General features: G+C 60.4%; 14 protein-coding genes and 2 pseudogenes. 10 read left to right on the forward strand and 6 right to left on the reverse strand.

Going from position 1 to position 12,793, the window contains the following annotated elements; all coding sequences use genetic code 11:
- Nucleotides 1–37: 37 nt before the first annotated feature.
- Together GA0004734_RS25465 and GA0004734_RS25470 are read right to left on the reverse strand one after the other, a co-directional pair.
- Entirely contained in the window at nucleotides 38–322 is a 285-nt protein-coding gene (locus GA0004734_RS25465; RefSeq protein ID WP_280949532.1) for an aldo/keto reductase, read from the reverse strand.
- Nucleotides 300–1,475 (reverse strand): zinc-dependent alcohol dehydrogenase, encoded by a 1,176-nt coding sequence (locus GA0004734_RS25470; RefSeq protein ID WP_092938829.1) that lies wholly within the window; start codon nucleotides 1,473–1,475, stop codon nucleotides 300–302. Before GA0004734_RS25470 ends, GA0004734_RS25465 begins: the two co-directional genes overlap by 23 nt.
- A 282-nt stretch (nucleotides 1,476–1,757) precedes the next feature.
- Here GA0004734_RS25470 and GA0004734_RS25475 point away from each other — a divergent pair, with 282 nt between their 5' ends.
- Nucleotides 1,758–2,375 carry a recombinase family protein gene (locus GA0004734_RS25475; protein WP_092938831.1) on the forward strand — a complete coding sequence of 206 codons (618 nt, stop codon included), beginning with the start codon at nucleotides 1,758–1,760 and terminating at the stop codon, nucleotides 2,373–2,375.
- Complete coding sequence (locus GA0004734_RS25480) at nucleotides 2,372–3,001, forward strand: phosphoglycerate mutase family protein (RefSeq protein WP_092938833.1); 630 nt, start codon at nucleotides 2,372–2,374, stop codon at nucleotides 2,999–3,001. The genes GA0004734_RS25475 and GA0004734_RS25480 overlap by 4 nt, the downstream gene beginning before the upstream one ends.
- On the opposite strand, the gene GA0004734_RS25485 is transcribed toward GA0004734_RS25480, so the two are convergent.
- Complete coding sequence (locus tag GA0004734_RS25485; RefSeq protein WP_092938835.1) at nucleotides 2,964–3,551, reverse strand: recombinase family protein; 588 nt, start codon at nucleotides 3,549–3,551, stop codon at nucleotides 2,964–2,966. The genes GA0004734_RS25480 and GA0004734_RS25485 overlap by 38 nt on opposite strands.
- Before the next feature lie 40 nt (nucleotides 3,552–3,591).
- On the opposite strand from GA0004734_RS25485, the gene GA0004734_RS25490 reads away from it, so the two are divergent.
- The 4 genes from GA0004734_RS25490 (at nucleotide 3,592) to GA0004734_RS25505 (ending at nucleotide 6,542) form a co-directional block, all read left to right on the forward strand.
- The gene (locus GA0004734_RS25490) at nucleotides 3,592–4,296 is read left to right on the forward strand and encodes an IS6 family transposase (protein WP_139056356.1); all 705 of its coding nucleotides are present in this window, start codon (nucleotides 3,592–3,594) and stop codon (nucleotides 4,294–4,296) included.
- Nucleotides 4,297–4,583: 287 nt separating this feature from the next.
- Nucleotides 4,584–5,366 carry an AraC family transcriptional regulator gene (locus GA0004734_RS25495; protein WP_175386698.1) on the forward strand — a complete coding sequence of 261 codons (783 nt, stop codon included), beginning with the start codon at nucleotides 4,584–4,586 and terminating at the stop codon, nucleotides 5,364–5,366.
- Between the two features lie 85 nt (nucleotides 5,367–5,451).
- Complete coding sequence (locus tag GA0004734_RS25500; protein ID WP_092938839.1) at nucleotides 5,452–5,853, forward strand: cupin domain-containing protein; 402 nt, start codon at nucleotides 5,452–5,454, stop codon at nucleotides 5,851–5,853.
- 5 nt (nucleotides 5,854–5,858) lie between these two features.
- The gene (locus tag GA0004734_RS25505) at nucleotides 5,859–6,542 is read left to right on the forward strand and encodes a GNAT family N-acetyltransferase (RefSeq protein WP_092938841.1); all 684 of its coding nucleotides are present in this window, start codon (nucleotides 5,859–5,861) and stop codon (nucleotides 6,540–6,542) included.
- A 78-nt stretch (nucleotides 6,543–6,620) separates the two neighbouring features.
- On the opposite strand, the gene GA0004734_RS25510 is transcribed toward GA0004734_RS25505, so the two are convergent.
- Nucleotides 6,621–6,983: a winged helix-turn-helix transcriptional regulator gene (locus tag GA0004734_RS25510; protein WP_092938843.1), complete on the reverse strand. Its 363-nt coding sequence runs from the start codon at nucleotides 6,981–6,983 to the stop codon at nucleotides 6,621–6,623.
- A 96-nt stretch (nucleotides 6,984–7,079) separates the two neighbouring features.
- Here GA0004734_RS25510 and GA0004734_RS25515 point away from each other — a divergent pair, with 96 nt between their 5' ends.
- From GA0004734_RS25515 to istB, 3 genes and pseudogenes are all read left to right on the forward strand, one after another.
- Nucleotides 7,080–8,051: a zinc-binding alcohol dehydrogenase family protein gene (locus tag GA0004734_RS25515; protein ID WP_092938845.1), complete on the forward strand. Its 972-nt coding sequence runs from the start codon at nucleotides 7,080–7,082 to the stop codon at nucleotides 8,049–8,051.
- Nucleotides 8,052–8,170: 119 nt separating this feature from the next.
- Entirely contained in the window at nucleotides 8,171–9,667 is a 1,497-nt protein-coding gene (gene istA / locus GA0004734_RS25520) for an IS21 family transposase (protein ID WP_139056357.1), read from the forward strand.
- Nucleotides 9,664–10,421: pseudogene (istB, locus tag GA0004734_RS25525) on the forward strand (IS21-like element helper ATPase IstB). The gene istA and the pseudogene istB overlap by 4 nt, the downstream one beginning before the upstream one ends.
- 134 nt (nucleotides 10,422–10,555) lie before the next feature.
- Here istB and GA0004734_RS25530 read toward each other — a convergent pair.
- Nucleotides 10,556–11,266: pseudogene (locus GA0004734_RS25530) on the reverse strand (transposase); the annotation flags it as partial.
- A 372-nt stretch (nucleotides 11,267–11,638) separates the two neighbouring features.
- Here GA0004734_RS25530 and GA0004734_RS25535 point away from each other — a divergent pair.
- The gene (locus tag GA0004734_RS25535; protein WP_139056356.1) at nucleotides 11,639–12,343 is read left to right on the forward strand and encodes an IS6 family transposase; all 705 of its coding nucleotides are present in this window, start codon (nucleotides 11,639–11,641) and stop codon (nucleotides 12,341–12,343) included.
- Between the two features lie 46 nt (nucleotides 12,344–12,389).
- On the opposite strand, the gene GA0004734_RS25540 is transcribed toward GA0004734_RS25535, so the two are convergent.
- A complete protein-coding gene (locus GA0004734_RS25540; protein ID WP_092938849.1) occupies nucleotides 12,390–12,620 on the reverse strand; it encodes a hypothetical protein in 231 nt (76 codons plus the stop codon).
- Between the last annotated feature and the right edge of the window lie 173 nt (nucleotides 12,621–12,793).

Here is a 12,793-nt window from a genome sequence, read left to right on the forward strand (position 1 = left end):
TGGTAGCGCCTCGAGCTCCACGGAAGGCGTCCTGGGCCTAAATCATGGGAAGTTCGCGCGGCCGGGCGCCGAGCGGGAACGCCGCGTCGATCATGCCGAGTTCGGCGTCCGTCAGCCGCAGCGCGCCGGCGCCCGCATTGTCGGCAGCGTGCTCCGCGCTGGACGCCTTGGGGATATCGAACAGCGATGGCCGACGCACCAGGAAGCGAAGCGCCACTTGGCGTGCGGTCGCGCCGTGGCTGGCCGCGATCTCCTCCGATCGGCATCGATAAGCGTCCTGTTCCCGGTTATTCCGCCAATCAGCCGTGCGGGCGCATAACAACCTTGATCACACCTTCTTCCTTGTCGCGGAATTTAGCGTACATTTCTGGCGCGTCTTCAAGACTGGCCGGATGCGTGATCACAAAGCTGGGATCGATCGCGCCCGCGACGATTTTTTCCAGCAACGGTCTAGTATAGCGCTGCACGTGGGTTTGGCCGAGCTTGATCGTTAGTCCTTTGTTCATCGCTGCACCGATCGGAAGCTTGTCACCCATCCCCACGTAGACGCCGGGCACGGAGACCGTGCCGCCCTTGCGGCAGCTCATGATCGCCTGCCGCAGGACGTGGACGCGATCAGTGGCGAGCATCATGCTTGCCTTCACCTTGTCCATGACCGCGTCCGCCGCCCCGTGCGCGGCCGCCTCGCAGCCGACAGCATCGATGCAGCTGTCGGGGCCCCGGCCCTTGGTTCGCGCCTGCAGCTCGTCACAGACATCGGTTTCGGCGAAGTTAATCGTCTCAGCGCCACCGGCCTCCGCCATGGCGAGTCGCTCGGGCACCTCGTCGATCGCGATCACGCGGCCGGCGCCCATCATCAGCGCGGAGCGGATGGCGAACTGGCCGACCGGACCGCAGCCCCAGATCGCGACGGTGTCGCCATGCTCGATCTGCGCATTCTCGGCGGCCATGTAGCCGGTCGGGAAGATATCCGATAGGAAGAGGGCCTGCTCATCGGTAACGTTGTCGGGAATCTTGATCGGACCGACATCCGCCATCGGCACGCGGAGATACTCCGCCTGGCCGCCGCAGTAGCCGCCCAGCATGTGGCTGAAGCCGAACAGCCCGGCGGGCGAATGGCCCATCGCCTTGGCGGCCATCTCGGCGTTCGGATTGGTCCGATCGCAGGCCGCAAACAGACCCTTCTTGCAGAACCAGCAATCGCCGCAGCTGATCGTGAACGGCACCACCACCCGGTCCCCGATCTTGAGGTTGGTGACCTCGGACCCGAGCGCCACGACCTCGCCCATGTTCTCGTGGCCGAGGATGTCGCCGGCCTCCATGGTAGGCTGATATCCATCCAGCAGGTGAAGGTCCGACCCGCAGATCGCGCAGGCGGTTACTTTGATGATCGCATCGCGCGGGTGCTTGATCTCGGGATCCGCGACGGTGTCGACACGGACATCGCCCTTACCGTGCCAGCATAGTGCCCTCATGTCGTTTCTCCATCTAATCGGACGTCCCCGTCGTAAGGACCTCATCTGAAGCGCTCAACGCCTTGGCTGCGGGATGGTTCCCGTCTGTCGGATCCGTGAACGAGTAGCCATTTTCGGGCAGCGATCGGCGAGCTCACCCGCGACATCAGGCTCAAACTGTTCGTAAAACGGCCGTTTAATGCACACTGCCTACAGCGGCGGGAAAGCTGGCGTTTTGCTGCGTTGAATTGTTCAACAACCCGGGCGAGAAACTGCGATCAGAAAACCCCTGCCGCAGGTTGAATGTTGAACATAGCTGTTACCCCCCTCCCCGGGCATGCCGGCACACGCCGGATCGGATATGCGCGCGTGTCCACGGCCGACCAGGACCTCGCTCCCCAGCTCGACGTGCTGCGCGCCAAGGGATGCCATCCAATTTATTCGGAGCATGCATCCGGCAAACACGCCGATCGGCCCGAGCTGGCGCAGGCGATGAAGGCCTTGCGTGCCGGCGACACACTGGTGGTGTGGCGGCTCGACCGGCTTGGCCGCTCCCTCCCGGACCTGATCGCGACGGTGAACGAGCTGGCGGGCCGCGGCGTCGCTTTCGAGAGCGTCACCGAGGCGATCGACACGACCACGGCATCGGGCAAGCTGGTGTTCAATATCTTCGCCAGCCTCGCCAATTTCGAGCGGCACCTTATTGGCGAACGTACCCGGGCCGGCCTGGCCGCAGGGCGTGCCCGCGGCCGTATGGGCGGACGCCCCCCTGCCCTCACCTCCAGGCAGCTCCGCGAAGCCCGGTTGCTGTTGACTGACCCGGAGGCGACGGTGACAGCCGTGGCCGAGCGATACGGGGTGAGCCGCACGACGCTCTACAAGGGATTGCGAGAGCTGGCGGCCAAGGAGGCGGTGGCATGAGGGCCGTATTCATCCGTCATGGCCAAAGCACCGGCAACGCTGGCGTGCCCTGCCATGACCTCGCATCCATCGAGCTGACCGAGCTGGGATGGCGCCAGGCTCGCGAGGTAGCGCGGGCGTGGACCGAGGCACCCACGCTGATCGTGACCTCTCCCTACCTGCGCACCCGTCAAACGGCCGAGGCCACAATCCAGCGCTTCCCCGATGTGCCGGTGGAGGTATGGCCGATCGAGGAGTTCACCTATCTCCAGCCTTCCCGCTGGAACGGCACGCGCAGCAGCGAGCGGATGCCCCATCTGGAGCGGTACTGGACCGACGCCGATCCGACCTACGGCGATGGCGACGGCGCAGAGAGCTTCGGGACATTGCTTTGCCCCGGCGAAGCGGCGCTTGCGCGGCTTGCCGCCCTGCCCTCCCCCGGCCTCGCCTATGTGTTCAGCCACGGGCAGTTCATCCAGGCGGTGCGTGCCGTCGTCACGGAATCCAATCTGGATGACCGAGGCAAGATGCTGCGCTTCTGGCGAAAGGGCGAGCCGCCCGCGATCGGCAACGCCGAACTGGGGGTCGTTTGCGGGAGGGGGCGAAATCCTACGCTAAGCCAAGAACGCGCTTCCCATAGTCCCTGAGTTCGCCTTTTGGGCCGACGTAGCGATAGAGAGTGACGCGCTCGATCCCGAGTTCCTTGCACAGATCGGAAACGGAAGTATCGCGCTGTGCCATGGCCGCCTGGGCGAGACGCACCTGTGCCTTGGTCAGGGCGAATTTTCGGCCGCCTTTGCGACCGCGCGCTCTTGCGGCGGCGAGGCCAGCCATGGTCCGTTCGCGGATCAGGTCACGCTCGAACTCGGCCAGAGTGGCGAAGATACCGAACACCATGCGGCCGGATGCGGTGGTGGTGTCGATCTGGGCGCCCTTTCCGGTCAGCACCCGCAGGCCGATATTGCGATCCGACAGATCCTTCACCGTGTTGACCAGGTGAGCGAGCGATCGCCCGAGGCGGTCGAGCTTCCAGACCACCAGCACATCGCCGTCGCGCAGGGATTTCAGGCAGGCGGCCAGTCCGGGCCGATCGTCGCGGCCGCCGGAAGCTCGATCCTCATAGATATTGTCCTGTTCGACGCCGGCGGCGCGCAGGTCGTCGTGCTGCAGATCGAGGGACTGGGAGGGTGATGTCACGTTGTCGTTGGCTTTACGATTGGCGGATAGTGGCGGTGAGATGAGCACGCCCACCATCAGCTATAAGAACCACCGCTTTCCGCCGCAGGTTATCGCCCGTGCGGTGTGGTTGTATTTCCGGTTCCCTCTGAGCTTGCGGATGGTGGAGGAAATGCTGCTGGAGCGCGGTATTGTCGTTTCTTATGAAACGATCCGCCGGTGGGGCCGGAAATTTGGCCCTGCCTACGCAAGGCAATTGCGCAGACGCAAGCCGTCGCGAAAAGATATCTGGCACCTGGACGAGGTGGTGATCTCCATTGCTGGCCGAAAGCATTGGCTGTGGCGTGCCGTCGATCAGGACGGTTATGTTCTCGACGAGATCGTTCAGACCCGCCGCAATACAAAGGCTGCCAAGCGATTACTGATCCGGCTGCTGAAGAAGCAAGGGATGGCGCCGAAGCGCATCATCACCGACAAATTGCGCTCATACAGCGCGGCAAGGCGGGACGTCATGCCCAATGTTGAACATCGATCGCACAAAGGCCTCAACAATCGAGCAGAGAACTCTCACCTGCCGCTGCGAAAACGAGAACGGATAATGCAGGGATTCCGATCGGTCGGCGGATTGCAACGCTTCATCTCAATCTTCTCGGCAGTTCGAAATCTCTTCGTCGCATCGCACAAAAAACGCTCAGCTCTCACCACTCACATTCACCGTGTCCGCGCAACGGCGCAGTGGAATGCTGTGACAGCCGGGCTGGTCTGAGTTTCCACCGACACGCTTCCTTCCATCGTTACCCAACAACGTGACATCACCAGCCATTCACTTGGCGTGCCGATCCAGACGAGATCATTAAAGCTCGAAATTGAGGGTTCCAAGCGTTCGAGTCACACCACTGGCGGCGGCGCTTCCCCCTAGCCGGCTTCAGCGCCTCCCGCTGAACAGACTTACCTCATGCAGAGGCCGCCGCGCGCTTGTCTCATACACATGCAAAAGCTTATTGTGCCCGAATGACACTATACAAGCCTTTTCTGTCGCCAGAACGAAACGCGATGGTCAAGCCCTTCGAACATGCCGACCGAATCGCCGTGGGCTTCGCGATGGATTACTCTGGAGGACTGACGACGGGGATGCATTACCACCCCCGTGCGCAGCTGATCTATGCCATCACTGGCGTGATGAAGATCGAGACCGAAGACGCTTTCTTCGTTGTCCCCCCTACCAACGCCTTGCTGCTCCCAGAAAATGTTTCTCACTCGATCACGATGGAGGGAGATGTAGCCATGCGCGAACTTTTCCTGCATCAGGATGTTGCTAAATCCCTAGGACAGCAGATCCGCGTCATGACGGTCGGCGCGCTCTTTCGCGAACTCATGGTCGCGATCTGCAAAGAGCCCGTAGATTGGAACGTTAGCGGTCGAGCTCAGCATATCGTCGCGTTGATCATAGACGAAATCAATAGGGCCCAGTCGCTGCCAACACAACTACCGCTTCCGAAAGACGCACGCGTGTTGAGTGTGGCCCGCGAAATCATTCAGAAACCATATGATGTGCGCTCGCTCGAAGACTGGGCCGAGATCTGCGGTGCTTCGTCGCGTACCGTTGCACGGCTCTTCCTGAGTGAAACGGGTATGAGCTTCGGCCAATGGCGGCTCCAGGCCCGGCTGAACGCAGGCTTCGTCCTCCTGATGATCGACGGCAACATTCCTCGAATCGCGGAAGCCGTTGGGTTTAGCAGCCAGTCCGCCTTTGGGGTCGCCTTCCGTCGAACCTTCGGCCTGACACCCGGCCAGGCGCGAAACCTACATGTCAGGCCGGGCAGGCTTTCCAGTTGACCGTTTCACGACATTTATTGTCATTTTGATTACCAGATCCTTCTCTCATAGTCGCCTGACACCGCTTGTGAATTAGGAGTGAACTATGACGACCGGACTGTTCAAAGAGATTGGCTATGTTCGTCAGGAAGATATGCAGGACGGCCCACTCACACCCGGTCAAAACCGGCGCAAGGCCCTCGAAGCGGGTGACCTTTGGGTCGGCCAATGCCATGTGACGGCATTGGATACCCCCAGCCAATGGCACCACCACAAGGATTTCGACAGCGTCATGTATATGTTGTCGGGCAAGATCCGTGTCGATCACGGCGTGGACGGCACCGAATCTTTCGAGCTTGGCGAAGGTGAATATGCCTACTTCCCCCGACGCAAGATCCACCGCTGCCAGATCCTCGCAGGCGGCGAGAACGTGCATTACGTCTTCGTCCGGGTCGGCAAAGGCGAGACGGTCGAAAACGTCGACGGCCCTGAAACCCAGACTCGCTGAGGGACATGATGCTGCGTCAAGGCTTTCCTAAACCAACGAAGACCACGATTGAGGGCACGCTCGTTCGGCTCGATCCGTTGAGCGCGAACGTCCATGCGGAAGATCTCTTCGAGGCCGGCCATGTTCCCGACCGCGACGTAAAATTCCGGTACCTCGTAGATATTGCCCCGGATGACCTTAGCATTGTCCGGAAATGGGCGGAAAACGCTGAGGCAAGTGAAGATCCTATGTTCTTTGCTGTAATCGATCAGGAGACAGGCAAGGCCGTAGGACGTCAGTCGTTGATGCGCATCGACGCAACGCATGGCGTCGCGGAGATCGGCAATATCTATTGGGGTCCGGGCATGTCGCGTAGTGCCAAAGCAACAGAAGCCATGTTTCTTATGATGCAATATATCTTTGAAGAGCTTGGCTACCGTCGTCTCGAATGGAAATGCGACAATGCCAACGAGCCTTCCAAGGCCGCGGCCAAGAGGTTTGGGTTTGCCTTCGAGGGCCTGTTCCGCCAGCACTTGATCATAAAGGGTACGAACAGGGACACGGCTTGGTATTCGATCATTGATCGCGAATGGCCCTCGTTAAAACCAGCCTTCCTGACATGGTTGGCACCGACCAACTTTCACCCTGACGGCCGACAGTGCACCGCCCTTTCCGACCTTACCTCGGTAGCGATGAACCCTTTGCGGTGAAACTGCGGAAGTCAGCGTTTCGCTGCGGTGGCGGAACCCTAGCCTTGCCGGGGTCAAACCACTCGTTCGGCGTCACGGCTAGGCCGGCGTGGTCGTGCGGCGGAAGAGGTCGATGTTGGCGTCGCCCCATTGCTTCAGGACCATAAGGACGGGTGCCATGCTGCGACCGCGCTCGGAGAGGCTGTACTCGACTTTCGGGGGAACCTGCGCGTAAACAACGCGGTCCAGGAGACCGTCTGCCTCAAGCTCACGCAACTGGTTCGTCAGCATCCGCTGGGTGACGCCCGGCAAGCGCCGCCGCAGCTCGTTGAATCGAGCAACACCTTCCTGGTGGAGATGCCACAGGATCACACATTTCCACTTCCCGTCGATCAGGCTGATGGCTGCTTCGACTGAACACCCGGGATTGCAGTCGAGCCGGGAGTGCGGAAGCTTGGCCATAACGGTATCCTTTTTGACACTATGGGCGGACGTTGTGTGTATTACGGCGGATGATCCTACATGCTAACTTTGGCTCCATCAAGTTAGGAGCAAACCATGCGAGCTATTGGATACAACACCCCCGGAGCCATCGATCGAAAAGAAGCTCTACTCGACATCGATCTGCCGAAGCCCGTGCCGGGGGGGCGGGACCTTCTCGTCGAAGTCAGAGCCGTTTCGGTCAATCCGGTCGACTACAAGGTCCGCCGGAGCACAGGACCACAGGACGGCGACTGGAAGGTCCTCGGCTGGGACGCGGCGGGCGTCGTCGTTGCTGTCGGTCCGGACGTTTCGTCGTTCAAGGTGGGCGACGAGGTGTTCTACGCCGGCTCCATCACCCGGCCCGGCGCCAACGCTGAGTTCCACCTTGTCGACGAACGCATCGTAGGCCGTAAGCCGCAAACGCTTGACTGGGCTGAGGCAGCAGCGCTTCCGCTGACTGCGCTTACCGCCTGGGAGGCGTTCTTCGACCGCCTCAACGTTGCCAAACCCGTGCCGGGGGCTGCACGCGCCATCCTGATTGTCGGCGGCGCTGGCGGGGTCGGCTCGATCGCCGTCCAGATCGCCCGGCAGGCGACGGACCTGACAGTTATCGCCACCGCCTCGCGTCGCGAGACGACGGAATGGGTGAGCGCGATGGGCGCCCACCACGTGATCGATCATTCGAAGCCGCTTGCGCCGCAGGTCGCCGAACTCGGCATCGGCGCTCCCGCCTTCGTCTTCTCGACGACCCATACCGAACAGCACGTCGCCGATATCGCCGAGCTCATCGCTCCCCAGGGACGGTTCGGACTTATCGACGACCCGAAAGGGTTCGAGGTGATGCTTTTTAAGCGCAAGGCGGTGTCGATCCACCACGAGCTGATGTTCACGCGATCGGTCTACGGGACGCCAGACAAGGACGAGCAGGGCCGGATCCTCAACGAGGTTGCGCGGCTGGTCGATTCCGGGCAGATCCGCACCACGCTGACCGAGCGCCTCTCGCCCATCGATGCCGGGAACCTGAAGCGCGTCCACGCCTTGATCTGAGAGCGGCGGTGGAAAAGTCGGCCACGGTAGCGGCGGCATAATGCTGGCGCGGGCGGAGTAAAATTCGGCCACCTATTTCCTTTCTGCATTGATGGCAGGAGGGACAGGGGATCTACACCGTGGAATTATATCTGAGGGTTCGCCTGGCAGTTTCGGAAGGGATGAGCCGGCGACAGGCAGCAAAGCATTTCAACATATCGCGCGACAGCGTGGCCAAGATGGTGGCCTATTCGACACCGCCTGGCTATCAGCGGCAATTGCCGATCCGGCGCCCGAAGCTGGACGCGTTTGTTTCGACGATCGAGCATTGGCTTGATGAAGACCTGAAGGTGCCGTGCAAGCAGCGCCATACGGCCAAGCGGGTATTCGACCGGCTTCGCGATGAATGTGGCTTCACCGGCGGCTACACGATCATCAAGGATTACATGCGCGAGCGCGATCAGCGCCGCCAGGAGATGTTCGTGCCGCTGGCTCATCCGCCGGGCCATGCGGAGGCTGACTTCGGTGAGGCGACGGTCGTGATTGGCGGCGTGGAACAGAAGGCCCGTTTCTTCGTGCTCGATCTGCCGCATAGCGACGGCTGCTACGTTCGGGCCTATCCTGCGGCGGTGGCCGAGGCCTGGGTCGACGGCCACATCCATGCATTCGCCTTCTTCGGGGCCGTGCCGCAGTCGATCGTCTATGACAATGACCGTTGCCTTGTGGCCAAGATCCTGCCCGACGGCACACGCAAGCGGGCGGCGTTGTTCAGCGGCTTCCTGTCCCACCACCTGATCCGGGATCGCTACGGCCGTCCCGGCAAAGGCAACGACAAGGGGAATGTCGAGGGTCTCGTCGGCTATGCCCGACGTAATTTTATGGTGCCGATCCCACAGTTTGCGACATGGGACGCCTTCAATACCTTTCTGGAAGAGCAGTGCCGCAAACGCCAGCGCGACAAGCTGCGCGGTGAGAGTGAGACAATCGGGGAGCGGCTACAGCGTGATCTGGCGGCCATGCGTCCGTTACCGGCGTCTCCCTTCGATGCCTGCGACCAGGCCAGCGCCAGGATGACAGCCCAGTCGCTGGTGCGCTACAAGACCAACGACTATTCCGTACCGGTCGCCTATGGCCATCAGGATGTTTGGATCCGGGGCTATGTCGACGCGGTGGTAATCGGCTGCCGCGGCGAGATCATCGCGCGTCATCCGCGGAGCTGGGAGCGTGAGGACGTCGTCTTCGATCCCGTTCATTACCTGCCGCTGATCGAGCAGAAGATCAACTCTCTGGATCAGGCCGCTCCTCTCCAGGGCTGGGACCTGCCCGAGGAATTCGCGACGCTGCGCCGCCTGATGGAAGGCAGAATGGCCAAGCATGGCCGGCGGGAATATGTGCAGGTCCTGCGCCTCATGGAAAGCTTCGACCTTGCGGACCTGCACGCGGCCGTGAAGCAGGCCATTCGGCTCGGCGCGATCGGCTTCGATGCTATCAAGCATCTGATCCTGTGCCGGGTCGAGCGCCGGCCGCCACGGCTGGACCTGTCGATCTACCCATACCTGCCAAGGGCGACGGTCGAGACGACCTCGGCGAAGGCCTACATGCGCCTTCTATCGTCTGATGCGGGAGAAGCCGCATGAGCACAGAAGCACCAGAGATCCTTCTCGCGCACTATCTCAAAACCCTGAAGCTGCCGACCTTCCAGCGCGAGTATCAGAAACTGGCCCGGCTATGCGCCACCGAAGGCGTCGATCATGTTGGATACCTGTCCCGGCTTGCCGAGCGGGAGATGATCGAACGGGATCGCCGCAAGGTCGAGCGTCGGATCAAGGCGGCCAGATTCCCCGTCGTCAAAAGCCTCGACAGTTTCGACTTCACCGCCATCCCCAAGCTCAACAAGATGCAGGTGCTGGAACTGTCCCGATGCGAATGGATTGAGCGAAGGGAGAATGTCATCGCCCTTGGTCCCAGCGGCACGGGCAAGACCCATGTTGCACTCGGTCTCGGCCTGGCCGCATGCCAGAAAGGCCTGTCCGTCGGGTTCACGACAGCGGCCGCCTTGGTCAGCGAGATGATGGAGGCCCGCGACGAACGGCGTCTTCTTCGCTTCCAGAAGCAGATGGCCGCCTACACGCTGCTGATTATCGACGAGCTGGGCTTTGTGCCGCTGTCGAAGACCGGCGCGGAATTGCTGTTTGAACTGATCTCCCAGCGCTACGAGCGTGGCGCGACCCTGATCACCAGCAATCTTCCATTTGACGAATGGACGGAAACCCTGGGATCGGAGCGGCTAACCGGCGGTCTGCTCGACGCATTACCCACCACGTCAACATCCTCGAGATGAACGGCGACAGCTATCGGCTCGCCCAGAGCCGCGCCAGAAAGGCTGGCTGAAACCCTCCTCCAAAATCTCCGCGCCGGCCTGAGACCCCCGCTCGGGCTATGCCCTCCCGGCGGTCTCAGGCCGGCACCATGGTGGCCGACTTTTGCTCCGCCACGTGGCCGGTTTTTACTCCGCCGTTGACACGTGTCGCCTCGACGTCGAGGATAACGCCGTGGTCTGTGTCGATCAGGTAGTTGGTGGCATAGGCGAAGAAGGCATGGCCTTTGTGGGCACCGGTCCACTGCGCTGCCGGATCGGACGGAGAGATGAACTTCGGCGTCACCCGCGAGGCAGCCCCGAAAGCGGCATCATCGAGAACAGCCAGATACTCCTGCACCGAACGCCCAGCGTCCTCTTTGGCTTCCCATTCAGCGCCCGGTACCGAGCGCTGTTTGTTGGCATCTGCTGCAATCAGGCTAGCGTCGACGGCAAATCCTTCCGCACCGACCAACCCTTGCGCAAGGCAGCGCTCCACGACCGTCTCAAACATATGTCGCAGGATGTCGCTCCGCCGGAACCGGCCATGGCGGTTCTTCGAGAAGCTGGAATGATCAGGCACTTTGCCGTCCAGTCCAAGGCGGCAGAACCAGCGATAGGCGAGATTAAGGTGGACCTCTTCGCAGAGCCGCCGCTCAGATCGGATACCCATGGAATAGCCGATGATCAGCATCCGCATCATTAGCTCCGGATCAACCGAAGGGCGACCAGTGGTGCTGTAGAAAGGCTTCAACTGCGCTCGCACGCTGTCGAGTTTGAGATGGCGGTCGATCCCGCGCAGCAGATGATCTGCAGGAACGTGATCATCAAGACAGAAGTCGTAGAAGAGCTGCGCCGGAACTGCCTGACATCCCATCATCGCTCAATCCTCCGCAAATCATTGCGGCGATTGAATCACGGCTACCCAGCACCGACAACGCGATTTTTTCAACAGTATCGGCCGAGGCTGTGTGAAAACTCTAGCGCAATCGTCTGAATGGGCGTTTTGAGCCCGACGTGGCGGGATCGGCTGAATTTTGCGCTTGTCGCGAACTGGGAGGCGTCTGAGTCAGTCGTGAAGCGCTTTGCGTGCGGCTTTTGGACCTAAAGCCTGTGTAGCTGCTCCCCTCAAGCAGCAGTTATTGCTTTCAACAGCGCTCCTGCACCAATCATGTTGATCATCCTTTTGATCTTGTAGGCCGGTGATGTCACGTTGTCGTTGGCTTTACGATTGGCGGATAGTGGCGGTGAGATGAGCACGCCCACCATCAGCTATAAGAACCACCGCTTTCCGCCGCAGGTTATCGCCCGTGCGGTGTGGTTGTATTTCCGGTTCCCTCTGAGCTTGCGGATGGTGGAGGAAATGCTGCTGGAGCGCGGTATTGTCGTTTCTTATGAAACGATCCGCCGGTGGGGCCGGAAATTTGGCCCTGCCTACGCAAGGCAATTGCGCAGACGCAAGCCGTCGCGAAAAGATATCTGGCACCTGGACGAGGTGGTGATCTCCATTGCTGGCCGAAAGCATTGGCTGTGGCGTGCCGTCGATCAGGACGGTTATGTTCTCGACGAGATCGTTCAGACCCGCCGCAATACAAAGGCTGCCAAGCGATTACTGATCCGGCTGCTGAAGAAGCAAGGGATGGCGCCGAAGCGCATCATCACCGACAAATTGCGCTCATACAGCGCGGCAAGGCGGGACGTCATGCCCAATGTTGAACATCGATCGCACAAAGGCCTCAACAATCGAGCAGAGAACTCTCACCTGCCGCTGCGAAAACGAGAACGGATAATGCAGGGATTCCGATCGGTCGGCGGATTGCAACGCTTCATCTCAATCTTCTCGGCAGTTCGAAATCTCTTCGTCGCATCGCACAAAAAACGCTCAGCTCTCACCACTCACATTCACCGTGTCCGCGCAACGGCGCAGTGGAATGCTGTGACAGCCGGGCTGGTCTGAGTTTCCACCGACACGCTTCCTTCCATCGTTACCCAACAACGTGACATCACCCGTGAGACATATCCTTGATACGGAGCACCGAATAGGCCAGCCCCAGGAAACCACCGATGTTCAGAGCGGTGAACACCTCATCGAGATTGTAACTCTCATGATCACGGAAGGAATGGTCCAGAACCTCATGGGCATTAAAATACGAGGCAAGGCCGTAGAGCACAACGAATGCACCGATCCAGATAAAGATCTCGACATTGGCGCGATTATGACGGAAGTTTGGCATGGACCCTCTGTGCGCGGACTTGATAGTAGTTCAAGCGCGTGCGGTGGAAACTACTTTCGATTTTACTCAAATCCGTTGTTTTTCGGTTAAAGCCCGCGACGTTCTTTGCGTTGAACTGGTTTGTCATGGCGTTCTTTAGTCGGGTGTATCACTTGGCCCGCTGGACCAAAATT

The organism is Rhizobium sp. 9140, assembly GCF_900067135.1.
Taxonomy (GTDB): Bacteria; Pseudomonadota; Alphaproteobacteria; order Rhizobiales; family Rhizobiaceae; genus Ferranicluibacter.